The 14583-nt window shown below is 60.0% G+C and carries 17 protein-coding genes; 10 read left to right on the forward strand and 7 right to left on the reverse strand.

Annotation, left to right across the window (positions count from 1 at the left end; genetic code table 11):
• The first annotated feature begins 120 nt into the window (after positions 1–120).
• From JJ917_12765 to JJ917_12790, 6 genes are all read left to right on the forward strand, one after another.
• Positions 121–669, forward strand: a complete 549-nt coding sequence (locus tag JJ917_12765) for a heme NO-binding domain-containing protein (protein MBO6699695.1) — start codon at positions 121–123, stop codon at positions 667–669.
• Positions 636–1562, forward strand: coding sequence for a hypothetical protein (locus tag JJ917_12770; GenBank protein ID MBO6699696.1), 927 nt, complete (start codon positions 636–638; stop codon positions 1560–1562). The genes JJ917_12765 and JJ917_12770 overlap by 34 nt, the downstream gene beginning before the upstream one ends.
• A gap of 193 nt (positions 1563–1755) precedes the next feature.
• Positions 1756–2007, forward strand: a complete 252-nt coding sequence (locus JJ917_12775) for a helix-turn-helix transcriptional regulator (GenBank protein ID MBO6699697.1) — start codon at positions 1756–1758, stop codon at positions 2005–2007.
• Positions 1971–2216 carry a helix-turn-helix transcriptional regulator gene (locus JJ917_12780; protein MBO6699698.1) on the forward strand — a complete coding sequence of 82 codons (246 nt, stop codon included), beginning with the start codon at positions 1971–1973 and terminating at the stop codon, positions 2214–2216. The genes JJ917_12775 and JJ917_12780 overlap by 37 nt, the downstream gene beginning before the upstream one ends.
• Positions 2217–2288: 72 nt before the next feature.
• Positions 2289–3281: a hypothetical protein gene (locus JJ917_12785; protein MBO6699699.1), complete on the forward strand. Its 993-nt coding sequence runs from the start codon at positions 2289–2291 to the stop codon at positions 3279–3281.
• A gap of 290 nt (positions 3282–3571) precedes the next feature.
• The gene (locus JJ917_12790) at positions 3572–4150 is read left to right on the forward strand and encodes a cupin domain-containing protein (GenBank protein ID MBO6699700.1); all 579 of its coding nucleotides are present in this window, start codon (positions 3572–3574) and stop codon (positions 4148–4150) included.
• 90 nt (positions 4151–4240) lie between these two features.
• On the opposite strand, the gene JJ917_12795 is transcribed toward JJ917_12790, so the two are convergent.
• The 3 genes from JJ917_12795 to JJ917_12805 form a co-directional block, all read right to left on the reverse strand.
• Entirely contained in the window at positions 4241–5185 is a 945-nt protein-coding gene (locus JJ917_12795; GenBank protein ID MBO6699701.1) for a DMT family transporter, read from the reverse strand.
• Between the two features lie 2 nt (positions 5186–5187).
• A complete protein-coding gene (gene metW / locus JJ917_12800) occupies positions 5188–5814 on the reverse strand; it encodes a methionine biosynthesis protein MetW (GenBank protein MBO6699702.1) in 627 nt (208 codons plus the stop codon).
• A gap of 148 nt (positions 5815–5962) precedes the next feature.
• A complete protein-coding gene (locus JJ917_12805; protein ID MBO6699703.1) occupies positions 5963–7117 on the reverse strand; it encodes a homoserine O-acetyltransferase in 1155 nt (384 codons plus the stop codon).
• Between the two features lie 146 nt (positions 7118–7263).
• Between JJ917_12805 and JJ917_12810 the strand changes: the two genes are divergently transcribed.
• The 3 genes from JJ917_12810 to JJ917_12820 all read left to right on the forward strand — a co-directional run bounded on the left by JJ917_12810 (position 7264) and on the right by JJ917_12820 (position 10252).
• Entirely contained in the window at positions 7264–8082 is an 819-nt protein-coding gene (locus tag JJ917_12810; GenBank protein ID MBO6699704.1) for a chorismate mutase, read from the forward strand.
• An 80-nt stretch (positions 8083–8162) separates the two neighbouring features.
• Positions 8163–9290: a histidinol-phosphate transaminase gene (locus JJ917_12815; protein ID MBO6699705.1), complete on the forward strand. Its 1128-nt coding sequence runs from the start codon at positions 8163–8165 to the stop codon at positions 9288–9290.
• Positions 9291–9310: 20 nt separating this feature from the next.
• Positions 9311–10252, forward strand: coding sequence for a prephenate/arogenate dehydrogenase family protein (locus tag JJ917_12820; GenBank protein ID MBO6699706.1), 942 nt, complete (start codon positions 9311–9313; stop codon positions 10250–10252).
• Positions 10253–10258: 6 nt separating this feature from the next.
• Here JJ917_12820 and JJ917_12825 read toward each other — a convergent pair whose 3' ends face one another.
• Entirely contained in the window at positions 10259–11296 is a 1038-nt protein-coding gene (locus JJ917_12825; protein ID MBO6699707.1) for a DUF2125 domain-containing protein, read from the reverse strand.
• A 68-nt stretch (positions 11297–11364) separates the two neighbouring features.
• Here JJ917_12825 and JJ917_12830 point away from each other — a divergent pair, with 68 nt between their 5' ends.
• Positions 11365–11931: a gamma-glutamylcyclotransferase gene (locus JJ917_12830; protein MBO6699708.1), complete on the forward strand. Its 567-nt coding sequence runs from the start codon at positions 11365–11367 to the stop codon at positions 11929–11931.
• A gap of 1 nt (position 11932) precedes the next feature.
• On the opposite strand, the gene JJ917_12835 is transcribed toward JJ917_12830, so the two are convergent.
• The 3 genes from JJ917_12835 to JJ917_12845 all read right to left on the reverse strand — a co-directional run bounded on the left by JJ917_12835 (position 11933) and on the right by JJ917_12845 (position 14582).
• Positions 11933–12688, reverse strand: coding sequence for a 1-acyl-sn-glycerol-3-phosphate acyltransferase (locus JJ917_12835; protein ID MBO6699709.1), 756 nt, complete (start codon positions 12686–12688; stop codon positions 11933–11935).
• 45 nt (positions 12689–12733) lie between these two features.
• Positions 12734–13417: a YdcF family protein gene (locus JJ917_12840; GenBank protein MBO6699710.1), complete on the reverse strand. Its 684-nt coding sequence runs from the start codon at positions 13415–13417 to the stop codon at positions 12734–12736.
• 184 nt (positions 13418–13601) lie between these two features.
• Positions 13602–14582, reverse strand: coding sequence for an ABC transporter permease (locus JJ917_12845; GenBank protein ID MBO6699711.1), 981 nt, complete (start codon positions 14580–14582; stop codon positions 13602–13604).
• Position 14583 lies beyond the last annotated feature (1 nt).

Here is a 14583-nt window from a genome sequence, read left to right on the forward strand (position 1 = left end):
ATGGTTCGGCATTGATAGGTCTAAGAAGATGCTTCGTGTTTGATCGTTTTAATCAGTTCGAGATTGAACGAAATTACGATCACCCTTCTGTTCCTTTTCTCTTTGTCGGAGGAATGATGTATGAAGGGCATTGTTTTTACTGAATTTCTTGAGATGGTGGATGACAGTTTTGGTTACGAAACCACCGAGGCGATCATCAAAAAAGCCGACCTGCCATCCGGCGGCGTTTACACCGGTATCGGGACCTATTCTCATTCGGAGATGATCGCGCTGGTCAAAGGGCTGAGTGCGGAAACGCACGTCAAAGTCCAAGTGCTGGTCCAGACGTTCGGTGAACATATGCTCGGCCGGTTTGTCGACTTGTTTCCCGACTTCTTTTCAACGGTGCCGGATGTTCTCTCGTTCCTGGAGAATGTCGACGGCTACATCCACGGCGAAGTGCGCAAGCTTTATCCCAACGCAACGCTTCCCGAGATCGCGACGCGCCGTTTGGACGATGGCCAGTTTGAACTCATCTACAAGTCTCCCCGGCACCTGGGCGACTTCGCCGAAGGGTTGATCGCTGGAGCGATCCGTCATTTCGGCGAGCCGTTCGCCGTGCAGCGCACCGATCTTCCCAATGAAGGCCAGCGGCAATGCGTGAAGTTCATGCTCGCTCCACGACCCTAGAGGCCGAACCGGACCCTCGTATCGCCGCGCTGGAACGCCGCGTCGAACGCGAACGGGCCGCGCGCAAGGCTGCCGAGGCGGTGATCGAGGAAAAGAGCCGCGAGCTTTTCGACCTTGCCAAGGAACTCGAGCTTCAGCTGTCAGGTAGCGTCAAGGTTCTGGCGGATGTGCTTGCCATGGCGCGGCCGGAGCTCTTTCAGCAGGCCGGCAAAGTCCAGCGCTGGGCGCGCCGCATTGCGCCGCATCTGGAGATAAAACGCGTTTGGGAGCTTGATCTGGCGGCTATGCTTTATCCGCTTGGTATGCTGTCGCTGCCGGATAATCTGACCAGCAAGAAGGTTCTCGGCGAGCCGCTGACCCAAGACGAGCATGACATGATCGCCGAAAGCGTTCAGGTCGCGCATGGGCTCATTAATACTATTCCAAAGATGCAGGCCGTGGCCGAAACGGTGCTCTACTGCAATCGCGGGTTTGATGGCAGCGGCTATCCGCCCGATGGACCCAAGGGCAAGGACATCCCCAAAAGCGCCCGTATCCTGAAGGTGCTGATCGATTTGGCTGATGTTGCAACGGGCACGGACAAAAAGCGGGATTTCCAGCCGCTTCTCGACAAGCGCTATCTGTACGATGTCGACATATTGAAGGTGGCGTACAAGAGCCTCAACATCAGCCCGCAGCAACAGGCGTTTGAAGGCCAGTATATGAGCGTCCAACCGGGGCAATTGATCCCTGGCGACATCATTCGCGCCGATATTGTTGATGCCAACAATCAGCTGCTTCTGGCGGCGGGAAGCGTCCTGTCCGACATCACCATTCGCAGGCTCTTTGCGCTTTACGCATCACGGCGGATCGATGGCGCGGTCAACATCGCGCGTGTCACGTCTGACAAGTAGAGCGCTTTGCTGGTTGCCGGTGTGATGCGACCGGCGCGCTGATCCTGGAAGAATTTGGAGGAACATCCTTACCCAGTCGGCAAGAATTGTCGTTTGGGTTATTTGCTGGTGCGGCTACTATCAATTCTGACCCAAGAAGTCGTAAAGTAAATTCATTCTGCCGACTAGTTTGTTGTCGTCGGGGAGTGAATGTGTGTCCGATGAATCCCGCCCAAGACTGACGCTACGTGAGCGTGAAATCATGGCGCTCATCGCGACCGGTTTGAACAGCCGCGCCATCGCGCGCCATCTGGGCATTGCCTATTTCACGGTGCGCAAACACCGCTCGAACATCTTGCCCAAGCTTGATCTGCACGATGCGGCAGAGCTGCAGGCCTTTGCGGCGCGGCATTTTCTAGAAGACGCGCCATCCGTCCCAAAGTCGGCGTTGCTTTGGGTGGTTTGACCGACCGGCAGCACGTGATCGCTCGGCTGGTCGCGCAGGGCAAGACCTCCAAACATATCGCCCGTGACCTTGGGATCAGTCCGCTGACGGTGCGGACGCATCGGCGCAACCTGTTCAAGGTGCTTGGCGTCCATTCGGTGGCTGAGTTGGTTCAGGTGGTGGAGAGCATTGAGCGCCAGCGGCCACGGCCCGATACCCTAACCGAGTAATATCGGCAAAGGTTACACTAATACATCCTTAGGTTGTGATTGTCTTATCACACAAACCATAGGAGGCCGATCATGGCTAGCGAACAAATCATCGTCTACATCGACACCAATCAGTTGGCTGCGCAGAAAGCCAACAATTACAGCTTGTATTTGGCCAAGAAGGTCAACGGCAACTACACCGTTGTCTGGCAGTCCAAAGGACCGCTGGCGACGGTCACCAACCCTGCTGTCTACGAGTACAAGAACACCTTCAACATCACCATTCCCTCCTATCAGGTGAACTACGGCACGGTGACCGACCAGCAGGGCGCCATCTCGTTTTCCGCCGGCGGCAAGGCGGTCAACATTGACGAGGGGCAGACTGTGGAACTGAACAGTCAGGGCATTTTTGCCTCGCCGACCAACACCGGCACGACCGGTGTGATCACCATCAACAACCAGTTGCAGGGTAACCCCAACGCGATCCTCAACGACAATGAAGGCAACACGATTTACGTCAATGATTACAGTGGGATGGATGTTGGCCAATCCACGTTGACGCCAATCGACGAGTATCAGATCTGGTTTGACTCCTATCAGAATACCGGCACGATCATTGCCCACAATGTCTCCAATGCTGGGACTGTCACCTTCTCCGGCGGCGTTGCCAGCCAGACCATCAGCTACACCAGCGAAGGCCAATGGGTGGCCGGCGATCTGCCCAGCAGTTCTGATGTCGACCTTTCGGCAGTGGGGGCGGCGACGAACACACTTGCTGTGCAAGTTGTGGCGTTGTTCAGCAAAGCGCTGACCGCCGGCGCGGTGACGTTCCTGCTCAGCAAGTTGATCGATAAGTTCGCCGACAATCTGCGGCCGACCACCATCACCGCAGGGGCTGGCAATGCGACGCTTAAGTTCGAGTTTGCGAACGGGCCGGACGGTGATGCGCAGGTTACGTCGATGGACTCGTACGAAGACGCGGTCAACGATGCACTCAAAGCGCTCCGCAATGAGAAAAACTCACCCATCGCCAACGAAAAGTGGGGGATCAGCGAGCCGGACGTCGCCGTGTTTTACGGCAACTGATGTGATGCCTCAGGCATGAGAACGCCGCCCTGTGTTTTAGCCAATGATTGGCTGAAGCCTGGGGCGGTTTTTCGATGGATCGAAGTGTGGTGCTGCGGTTTGAAGACATCAATAGCGGTTCGGAGCGCTAGTTCGACTTTCAAAACGTGCACGGCCAATAACCAGTCGGAGCGCCGGGTGGACCTTTCCAGTTGTCACGGACACATGCTGGAAGAGCTTATGTGAACTATTTGGTATCGCCGACCAGCAATGCGAGCTAGCTTACCGCTAGGGCAACCAGGGGTAATGACATGCTAGAAGCAGGCGCAAAGGTGACCAATCAGCGGTCTGGAACACAGTTCGAACTACTTCAGATCGACCCTGCTGGTTTCGTCATGCGGTACACCATGAACGATAAAACGCTGGTTCCAGATTTTGCCGAGCACTTTCATGTTGGCTGGCATGAGGACTTCAAAGTGCTTTCCGGTGAAGGCACTTATGTTTTGGGTGGAGAAGAGGGCCGCGTTAAAGCCGGTGAGACTGTCTCAATGCCGGAGCAGGTGAAACACATTCACCCGATGAACGCGCTTGCTGAACCGATGATTATGGAGCAGCACACCAAGGTTACCGGTCATGGCCCCAATGCGGTTCAAGATACGCTTGGATTCCTGTTCACGATGTTTGAGTGGGAAGCTGAGGGCAAGATTGCGCTTGATAGGCTGGGGCTGCCAAAAAACCCAATGAAGTTCGCCGCAGCTGGGCGCATCTTGGGCAACGCGGGCAGCTATGACGCGCGGCTTCCCAAGGGCGCAGCAGATTTCGCTGGCGCTACGTTTGGACGGCTGGCTGAAATGATGGGGATCTCTGTCATTGACCCAAAGTGGCGTTGAAGCGATTCATGCTGGCGTGACCTAGAGCTACGCTTTTCGAGTGGTTTCAACGAGAGCTTTTCCGCTAAGCCATTACCCCCAATGCACCCGCTAAATGCTCTTCACCACGCGTAGTTTCCGTTCACGATAGAGCGTGAAGAGGCCGGCGCCGATGACCAGTGTCGCGCCGAGGATCATCCAGATGTCGGGTACTTCGCCAAAGAAGACATAAGCCAGGATCAGCGCCGCCACCAAACGCGTGTAGCGATAGGGCGCGACGACGGACAGTTCGCCCATGCGGGTCGAAAGCGTGATGGCGTAATAGGCTGCCATGCCGAAAAACCCACCGCCGATGATGTAGGCCCAAGCGGCAGGCGCGATCTGCGTGAACAGCGGCTCGCCCTCCATGATTGCGTGCATGGCAAGTCCGGTGGGGATCAGCAGCGCGGCCACCATGGTGACAATCGAGAAGGTGGAAAAGCGCGCCTGCATCCGTCGGGCGGCCAGATCACGGATCGCAAGGCCAGCCACGGCGAGCAGCGCCCAGATCGTGTTGATATCATAGCCGGCGGTGCCCGGGCGGATGATGATCATGACGCCGGCAAAGCCAACCAGAATCGCGCTCCAGCGCCGCCAACCGACCGCCTCGCCCAGCACCAAAGCCGCGCCCAGCGTGACCACCAATGGCAGCACCTGCAGGATCGCCGCCACATTGGAGAGCGGCATCAGGGTGAGCGCCGTCACGATGGCGCCGGCTGCCAGCAAGTCGCCAAAGGTGCGCCAGACGATGGCTTTGTCGCCTGCCATGCCGCGCAGGAGCGTTGGTGTCATGCGGTTGCCTTCGCGCCACATCAGCGCGCCATAGACGAGGACGCCAAGCACGCCCTTGATGATCAAGATTTCGCCTGGCGAGGCAGAGCTTGCGCCTAGATTTCCGGCTGCTTTGATGGCCGCGTCGTCAAAGGCGAACAAAACCATGGAGAACGCCATCAAGATGATGGCTTTGATGTTGTCGCCGGATTGATCGGGTTGGGTCGGATTGGGGGTGTTGGTCACCCTCAAGGCGCTTTCTGATCGGCGGTCAGAACGAAGATGCCCTGCGCGCCGATCAGATTCCACACCGCCCAAGGGGCGTTTAAGGTGAGCCTCTGGCCCTGTGTATTCAGCGCTGCGGAGTCTTCGATGGTCGCGTTCACTTCATCGGCCAGATTGAGAAAGTCGCGCAGCGTGCAGAAATGGATGTTCGGCGTGTCGTACCAGGAGTAGGGCAGCGATTTCGTGACTGGCATGCGGCCCTGCACAAGCAGATGCAGACGGGCGCGCCAATTGCCGAAATTGGGGATGGTCACGATCACCCGTTTGCCGATACGCAGCAGTTCTTCCAGCACCTTTTTGGGCGCCTGGGTGGCCTGCAAGGTCTGGGATAGGATGACCACATCAAAGGAGCGGTCCGGATAGGTCGCAAGGTCAGTGTCGGCATCGCCTTGCACAACTGACAGTCCGCGCGCCACGGCCTCGTTCACCCCATCCTGGGAGAGTTCCAGACCACGGCCATCGACTTGCTTTTTCTCTTCCAGAAGCGCGAGCAGCGTGCCGTCGCCGCAGCCAACGTCGAGCACCCGCGCGCCCTGCGGCACGAAGTCGGCGATGATGGCATAGTCAACGCGGCTGTCAGGCACACTCATGATTGACGCTCTGGGCCTCCATGCGCTCGTTCCGCAGGAACGGAGCATTCTAAAACGGCCCAACCAGACTTTGATCTTGGCTCTGGGCCTTTGGCCCAACCAGATTTTGATCTTGGCTCTGAGCCTCCGGCCCAACCGCGCTTGGCGCTCATGTTGGCAGCCCTCTCTGTTTGGCCACACTGGATAGAAACGCCCGCACGGTGGCGAACAGCTCCGGTTCCTCAAGAAGAAACGCGTCATGGCCGCGGTCGGTCTCGATCTCGACGAACGAAACCTTGGCCGTGGTGGCGTTGAGCGCGTGCACGATGGCGCGGCTTTCTGTGGTTGGAAACAGCCAATCGGAGGTGAAGGAGATCACGCAGAACCGCGTGTGGGCGCCAGCAAACGCGTTGGCGAGCACGCCTTCATGGTCGGCGGCCAGATCGAAATAGTCCATCGCGCGCGTGACATAGAGGTAGGAGTTGGCGTCAAACCGGTCGACGAAGGTCATGCCCTGGTGGCGCAGATAGCTTTCGATCTGAAAGTCAGCATCGAAACCAAAGGAGATGTTCGAGCGATCTTGCAGCGCGCGACCGAATTTGCCGTGCAACGCTTCGTCCGACATGTAGGTGATGTGGGCGCCCATGCGCGCGACAGCCAGGCCCTTGGTCGGACGCGTGCCAAGGCTTGCATATTTGCCGCCATGCCAATCCGGATCGGCCATCACGGCCTGCCTGCCAACCTCATGGAAAGCGATGTTCTGGCTGGAATGTTTGGCCGCGGTGGCAATCGGAATGGCGCTGACGACGCGGTCGGGGTAGCGCGCTGCCCATTGCAGCACCTGCATGCCACCCATGGAGCCACCGACAACGGAAAGAAGCTTGTCGATGCCCAGATGATCGATGAGCTTGGCCTGCGCATCGACCATGTCGGTGATCGTGACCAGCGGGAAGGAGAGCCCATAAATCTCGCCGGTGTCTGGGTGGGGCGAGCCGGGACCGGTGGACCCCATGCAGCCGCCGAGTACATTGGCGCAGATCAGGAAATAGCGATCGGTATCGAGCGGTTTGCCGGGGCCGGCCAACGTTTCCCACCAGCCGCCCTTGCCGGTCACCGGGTGGGTGCCGAGCATGTACTGATCACCGGTCAGCGCGTGGCAGACGAGGATGGCGTTGGATTTGTCGGCGTTCAGCGTGCCGTAGGTCGTGTAGGCGATCTGGCAGCGCTCCAACCTCTCGCCGGAAGCCAGCACAAAGGGTTCGGCAACCTCAAACAAGGTGCCGGACGGGTTGGCGCTGACAGGGGCGGTCGGTGAGGCAGTCATCTCATGCTGTGTTGGTGGAGAAAGCTGGAGCGCTGTTCCCTAAACCCTTTGCTCGTCGCAGAAAAGGGCGGCAGACGCGATCCTGATCCGCGTTTGACGCACGCCATCGGTTGGCGATTCACGCGTGGCACAGTAAAGGGGAGGCGATGCAGGACCCTTCCGCCCAAAAACGCAATGATGCGCGCCCGACCTCGCTTGCCGAGGTGCGCGAAGAAATCGACCGGATCGATGCGGCGATGCACGCTTTGCTGATCGAGCGCAGCGCGGTGATTTCCGATCTGATTGCCATCAAGAAAGTGCAGCCGGTGCAGGCGGGCGATGATCCCGCGCGGCGAACCTCGGCGTTTCGCCCGGCGCGCGAAGCGTCCATGATGCGCGAGATTGTGGAGCGTCACAGTGGTTTGTTGCCGCTCGACACCGTGGAAAGCATCTGGCGGGTGATCATCTCCACCTTCACCTACGTCCAAGCGCCTTATGATGTGATTTACGCCCGGTCGGGCGATGGGCTTTCGATGCGCGACGTTGCCCGTTTTCATTTTGGCTACACGGTGCCCGTCGTGGCCGTAGATGAGCCAGCTGAAGTGCTCGGCTCCGTCGGTACGCGCGGCGATGCGCTGGGGGTGATCCCGCTGGCAAGCAATGGTGCCTGGTGGCAGGCGCTGGAAGCGTCCGATGCGCCCAATGTGATTGCCCGTCTGCCCTTTGTGGAGCGACCCGATCATCCCGCCGGCATGCCATGTCTGGTTGTGGCCAACGCGCCGATTGACCGCGAAGTGATGGCGGCGACCGTGTTGTCGGTGACTTTCGAGGCGGACACCGACTTGCCGCCTGGCGTCGACGTGCTTGCCCAATCGCACGACCGTGCCTTGGTCAGTGCAGCGACCAGCGAGGCCTTGTCGGCGGTTCAAGAACTTGACGCTACGGCGGTCATTGTTGGCAGCCATGCACCGGTGTTTCGCCCTTAGGGGTTGCAGGCTGCCATGGACAAGGCGCGCGTTCCGGGGCAAAAGCGCGGCTTCCGATTTTACCGTTTGTCTGGTGCGTAATGTCCACTGAAAGCCCGAACCGGGCCACGCCTTCTTTTCCCCAGCCCCGCAAGGGCGTTCTTGATATCGCAGCTTATGTTCCCGGCCGTGCCAAAGCGGTGCCAGGCGTCAAGCTCTACAAGCTTTCCTCCAACGAGACGCCACTCGGGCCGAGCCCGAAGGCGGTCGAGGCCTTTCACGGCGTGGCCGATGATTTGGCAAGCTATCCCGACGGGTCGGCCTTGGAGCTGCGCGAGGCCATTGCCAAACGCCACGGCATTGCCGCTGACCGCATCGTCTGTGGCAATGGATCGGACGAACTGCTCGCGCTGCTGGCCCAGACCTATCTTTCGCCGGGCGATGAGGCGGTGTTTTCCGAGCACGGTTTTCTGGTCTACCCGATTGCCACCAAGGCAACAGGCGCGACACCGGTGGACGTCAAAGACACCGATCTGACTGCCGATGTGGACGCGTTTCTGGCAGCCGTCACCGAGCGCACGAAAATCGTCTTTCTGGCGAACCCGAACAATCCGACCGGCACTTATGTGCCGTTCTCCGAGGTTCGGCGCTTGCATGCGGGTCTGCCTGCCCATGTGCTGTTGGTCCTGGATGCGGCCTATGCGGAGTATGTGCGCCGCAATGATTATGAGAGCGGCATGGAGCTTGCCGCGACCGCGCCGAACGTGGTGATGACGCGCACGTTTTCGAAGATCTATGGTCTCGCCAAGCTGCGCATTGGCTGGATGTACGGCCCGGCCCATGTGATCGATGCCGTGAACCGTGTGCGTGGGCCGTTCAACATGACCGGCCCAGCTATTGCCGCTGGAGCAGCGGCGATGGGCGATATCGGTTTCATCGAGAAGGCCGTGGCGCACAATGATCGCTGGTTGCCGGAGCTGACCGAAGCGTTGGAGAAAATCGGGCTTGAGGTGACGCCGAGCGTCGGTAATTTCCTGTTGGTGCATTTCCCCCAAGCACCCGGCAAGACCGCGGATGATGCCGATGCGTTTCTGGTCAAGCGCGGCTTGGTGGCCCGCAAAGTGGGCGCCTACAAATTGCCAAACGCGCTGCGGATCACCATCGGATCGGACGAGGCCAATACGCTTCTGATTGAGACAATGACGCAGTTTATGGCCCAAGCGTCGTGACCGTGACATCGCCCACCAGGTTGCCTTACGCGCGCGTGGCGATCCTTGGCGCAGGCCTTATCGGCACGTCGCTGGCGCACGCGATCCGCGCGCGGGACCCAGAATGCCTGATCAGTTTCGCCGACAGCAATCCTGACACCATCACCGCGCTTGGCGAGCTTTTTCCCGACTGCGTGGCAAGCACTGATCCTGCCAAGGCGGTGCGCGATGCCGACCTGGTGATGCTCTGCGTGCCCGTTGGCGCGGTCGGCATTGTCAGCGGTCAGATTGCGGCGCATGTGAAACCCGGTGTCACGGTCAGCGATGTCGGTTCGGTCAAGCGCAGCGTCATGGAAGCGATGCGCGAGGCGTTCGGACCCGACGTTCACGTGATTGCCGGCCATCCGGTGGCCGGTAGCGAGCAATCAGGACCGCGGGCCGGTTTCGCTGAGCTGTTTGAGAACCGCTATGTGATCCTGACGCCCGGCGAAGAGTTCGACATTGAAGCGCTACAGAACCTGACGCGGTTCTGGCGGCGGCTTGGCGCGATGGTCGAAGTGATGGACGCCGAGCATCATGATCTGGTTCTGGCAATCACCTCGCACCTGCCGCACCTCATCGCCTACACGATTGTCGGCACCGCTGATGATCTGGAAAGCGTCACTAAGCAGGAAGTGATGAAATATTCCGCCGGTGGCTTTCGGGATTTCACGCGCATCGCGGCCTCTGACCCGGTGATGTGGCGAGACGTGTTCCTCAACAACAAGCAGGCGGTGCTCGAAGTTCTTGGGCGGTTTTCTGAGGATTTGTCGGCGCTTCAGCGTGCCATCCGCTGGGAAGATGGCGAAAAGCTTGAAGCCTGGTTCGATCGAACGCGCGCCATCCGCCAAGGGATTGTCGAACTTGGTCAGGACACCGATGAGGTTGATTTCGGCCGCCGTTCGCGCGCCGAGCCGATGCCCAAGCCCTATGGCGGCGATTAGGCCGGTCTAGAACTGTAGCGGCGGCAGCACGCCGAGCGGCACGGGACCGATGCTGACGGCGTTGCGGCTGACGCGCAGCGGCAGCTCCGTCATGGTCATATCGGCGTGTTGCACCCGGCGACCGAACAGCGTCGCGCCGGCGGTGATGGCGGCGGCGCCATTGGAACTGTCGATCCCGATCAGATCGACCAACGCTGCGACATCATTTGTGGCGATGGTTCCATCAAAATCGATCAATCCATCAATGCCGAGTGTCGCATTGCCGTCCAGATTGATGCCATGCTCGTCAAGACGCACACGCCAGGCCAGGGGCGTGACCGCGCCCGACCGTGCCACCCAGTTGCGGATGCCGTCCTGCAAGGAGCGCGCGCGCACATTGGCAAGTTCCTCAAGGGTCGCGGTGAATGAGGTGTCGATGCGGTCCACGCCGCCTAGAAACAGGCTTTCCAGACCGAACAACACCAGGGCGACTTCCAGATCGGCATCGCCATTTGCTTGCGAGGCGTTTTCTGGTTGGCGCACATGCATTTCGGCCTGCTCGCCTGAGGCGATGGCCTGTGGCGCGCCTTGCAGCGAGATAGCGAAGGGGTCGAGAACGGCGGACAAACGTTCCAGCTCTAGCGATGTGGTCATGCGGATGCTGGCGCGCAAAAGGTCGGAGGAAATGTCGGCATCGAACCCGTTGGCGGACACGCTGCGGAACGGTCCGGTCCATTCGGCAATGGCGAACAGCGGGTTCCAGATCGGCGAAAGGGTGTTGAAGGCACCGCCTGAGATCTCCGCCCCGTTGGCAAGGGTGACCGACAGGCTGGAACAACGCCATTCGAACCGGGCGGGAAAGCCGGCCAGTTCCTCCTCTGCGCAGGCCAAGGTCACGCCGTCGCGCGCAAGCGCGGCACGACCTTCATTGATGGCACCGCGATAGATGTGCGCACCGATAAACCAAGCTGCGACGATCAGAACGATAACGGTGACGACCACAAGGGCCAGCCATTTGATCTTGCGACCGAAGGAACCTGCGCTGGCGGACGAAGAGGCGCTCATGGAGCTATCCTTGGTTGAAGCGATGGTTGGTCCTTCCACCACGGCCAGCGCTTGGTTACAAGCGCCTGATCAATAGGGCGCATGACGAGGTAGCGGTGAACGATCTTTGGGTTTTTGGATATGGATCGCTGATCTGGCGGCCGGGCTTTACGCACCGTGCGGCCTATCCGGCCCGCTTGTTCGGATTTCACCGCTCGCTGTGTGTCTACAGCCATGTTCATCGCGGCACGCCGGAACGGCCCGGCTTGGTGATGGGGCTCGATCGCGGTGGATCGTGTCAGGGCGTCGCCTACCATGTCGATGCGGCCCATGCCGATGAGGTCCTGCGCTATTTGCGCGAGCGCGAGCAGGCGACGATGGTTTATCAGGAGCGTGTTCAACCGGTGCATCTGCTTGAGCGCTCCAAGGATGCGCCGCAGCGTGTGTTGGCGCTGACCTATTGTGTCGACCGGCTGCATCAACAATATGCCGGAGCTCTGTCGCGCGAGGATCAGCTTTCCATCGTGCGCGGTGGTGTCGGTCAGTCGGGCAAAAACCCGGAATATGTCATTGAGACGTCGGCGGCGTTGGAGCGGCTGGGTGTCCATGATGCGACCCTGCACTGGCTGGCAACGCGGCTTGCCGACGAAGCCTGAGTTAGCTCGGCAGCGCGGGATTGGATCGGCGTTCCTCGGAAACCAGCTTGTCTGACTCCGATTCGATCACCTCTTGAAGCTCTGCGCGCATGGCTTTGGTATCGCCTCCGGCAGGGATTGCCGACAGCAGCGAGATCACCAGCGTACCGGGAAACCGCTTGCCTTGTCGGCGTGGCCAGAAGAGCCCTGAGTTGAGGCCAGCGGGCACCATCGGCACCTCCAACTGCTTGTACATATGGGCGACGCCGGACTTGTAGTCGGGCTCGGCACCAACCGCCTGACGTGTGCCTTCGGGGAAGATGATCAGCTGGCGGTTCTGCTCAACGGCCTTTTTGGCATCCTTGGTCATGGTGCGCAGCGCCTGTGCACTCTTGGAGCGTTCCACCGAAATCATCCCGGCTTTTGCGCAGTACCAGCCAAACAGGGGAATGCGCATCAGTTCCTGTTTCAAAATGTAAGCCGGGTCATCCAGGTAGGGCAGCAGGCCGAAGGTCTCCCAGGTCGACTGGTGCTTGCAGGCGATAATGCAGCCTTGCATGGAGCCATCATCGTTGCGCGGAACATTCTCCAACCCGCGGATCTCCCATTTGATGCCTGCCGTCAGGCGCGTCAGCCACATGGTCGATTTCGCCCAGCCTTTCATGGCGCTGATCGTCCAGTTACGCGGGCCAAGCAGGATCGGTGAGCAGATCACCATCCAGAGGATCACATTGAGGTAGAAGGCGGCATTGGCCGCGATGGCGCGAAGCTTCGGCATGACGGGTCCGGCAAACCAGGTGGGCGATTGGCCCGCCTTATCGGCCTATCCGGTGGTTCCCACAAGGTGGCGCACGCGCGACAATTGCAGTTTCATGAACTCGCGTGCCAACAGCCCCACCGGCCAGGACATGTCGGACTCGGCAACGGCTGTGCGTTCATCGCCTTCCGGAACGATCGGGAAGGGGATCAGCTCGACGCCCGGCAACAAGCGTGCGATCTCGCTGGTCGTGCGCGGGATATGATAGGCGCTGGTGACGACGAGCAACGAGGAAAACCCCTGCTCCTGCGCCCAGCGCGCTGTTTCACGGGCATTGCCTGCGGTGTCGAGCGCATCGTGATCAAGATCGACGCAGCAATCGAACAAGGCCGGATCGGCCTGCGTGCGGGTGACGAGCGAGCGAGCGGTCGTGCGATCATGAACGCCGGAGATCAGCAGTCGTTGGGCGGCGCCGTCGCTCAAGAGTTGCAACGCGACCTCGATCCTGTCGGCGCCACCGGTGACGACCACAATGCCATCGGCGGCAGCGGGGTTTGGCGCCGAAAGCGCGTCGACCTGGCTGACGAAATCGGCGAACGCCACAAAGGCGAAAACCGCCAATCCACCGAGCAGTGCAGTCGCGCCGAGACGTGATGCGATGGTCCGTTTTCGACGCCGAGGTTCAGGCGTGGCAAGGCCGGAGCCATCGATGGCTTGCTCTTTCGGCTGCTTTGGTGCCTGCGTCGACATGGTTGCGGAATCAACGTTCACGGGAGATGTCCAATTTCACCCTGCATCATCGGTGCGTCAAATGCGGCAGATCAACTAACCATACGTTGCGGTCAAACTATGGTGCCGACGTGACACGTGTTTGGCGTGTTCTTGGCATGCGTCTGCCGTGAAGCGGTTCAGCGCGTGGGCGATGGTGGCCCGCCTATCTCTCACGCAGAAACCGGCTAACCGTGATGCGCGAGGTGGCGGCGGTGAGAAAGGCGATAAGGAACACCACCAGCGCGCAGCCGGCATAACCATAAAGCCCAAGCGCCGGTGAACCGATCAGCGCTTCGACCTGCGCCGCGTCGGCCGCGCCGCGCCGCGCCATGACCCAGACTTGGAAAAACAGAAAGAGGAGGATCGCGCTGACGCCGCCGATCAGCCCGCCGCGCATACCGAGCATCAGGAAGTGGCGCTGAAACTGACCGGCGATGAAGGTGTGGCTCGCGCCGACAAAATGCAGAACTTCGACCACATCCTTGTTGCCGGCCATGGCCGCGCGGGTGGCGAAAATCACGCAGAGAATCGTGGCCGACAGAACAAGCACCAGAACCCCAAGACCGCCAAGCACCATGGCGCCAGCCATACGGGCGAGTTGATCGGTCCAGACGCGGTGATCATCGACGGTCGCGCCCGGCACTTCTTGATCAAGTGCAGCTTGGAGAGTGGTGAGGTTGAGCGCGCTGGCATCCGTGACGCGCATCGCGACGAGGCGCGGAATGGGAAGCTCTTCCAAGGCCGCTTCTGACCCAAGAACGCCAAGCCAGGGTTCAAGCAGCGCTTGCGTCTCGGCCTCGCTGATAACGGACACAGTGCCGATGCCAGGTGATACGCGGGCAAGGTCGGCGGCGCGTTCCAGGCGCTCTTCCATCGTCGCCGGATCGATTGCGGAAACTTCGATGGTCAGTTCGCGGCCAATGTCGGCGCTCCACTCGCTGGCGGCGCGATCAACCAGGGTGACAGCCCCGACAGACAGGCAGGCAAGGCACCCCATGATCGCGATCACCAGCATGAGCGCGGAGCCGGCAATGGAGCGCTCGGGCACAATGGGTTCAGGCTTAGACGTGTCGCGCAGCGGCTTGTCCGCCCCGGCGCTATCGCGGTTTGAGCCCTTGGCGCTCGCCCTTTCCGGTCTCAGCATG

The organism is Hyphomicrobiales bacterium (assembly GCA_017642935.1).
Classification (GTDB): domain Bacteria; phylum Pseudomonadota; class Alphaproteobacteria; order Rhizobiales; family MH13; genus MH13.

Coding starts and splice junctions, on each gene's coding strand:
- JJ917_12845 (MBO6699711.1), bottom strand. CDS start 14,582: ATGCTGAGACCGGAAAGGGCGAGCGCCAAGGGCTCAAACCGCGATAGC.
- metW (MBO6699702.1), bottom strand. CDS start 5,814: ATGAGTGTGCCTGACAGCCGCGTTGACTATGCCATCATCGCCGACTTC.
- JJ917_12785 (MBO6699699.1), top strand. CDS start 2,289: ATGGCTAGCGAACAAATCATCGTCTACATCGACACCAATCAGTTGGCT.
- JJ917_12790 (MBO6699700.1), top strand. CDS start 3,572: ATGCTAGAAGCAGGCGCAAAGGTGACCAATCAGCGGTCTGGAACACAG.
- JJ917_12835 (MBO6699709.1), bottom strand. CDS start 12,688: ATGCCGAAGCTTCGCGCCATCGCGGCCAATGCCGCCTTCTACCTCAAT.
- JJ917_12805 (MBO6699703.1), bottom strand. CDS start 7,117: ATGACTGCCTCACCGACCGCCCCTGTCAGCGCCAACCCGTCCGGCACC.
- JJ917_12840 (MBO6699710.1), bottom strand. CDS start 13,417: ATGTCGACGCAGGCACCAAAGCAGCCGAAAGAGCAAGCCATCGATGGC.
- JJ917_12810 (MBO6699704.1), top strand. CDS start 7,264: ATGCAGGACCCTTCCGCCCAAAAACGCAATGATGCGCGCCCGACCTCG.
- JJ917_12765 (MBO6699695.1), top strand. CDS start 121: ATGAAGGGCATTGTTTTTACTGAATTTCTTGAGATGGTGGATGACAGT.
- JJ917_12815 (MBO6699705.1), top strand. CDS start 8,163: ATGTCCACTGAAAGCCCGAACCGGGCCACGCCTTCTTTTCCCCAGCCC.
- JJ917_12770 (MBO6699696.1), top strand. CDS start 636: ATGCGTGAAGTTCATGCTCGCTCCACGACCCTAGAGGCCGAACCGGAC.
- JJ917_12825 (MBO6699707.1), bottom strand. CDS start 11,296: ATGAGCGCCTCTTCGTCCGCCAGCGCAGGTTCCTTCGGTCGCAAGATC.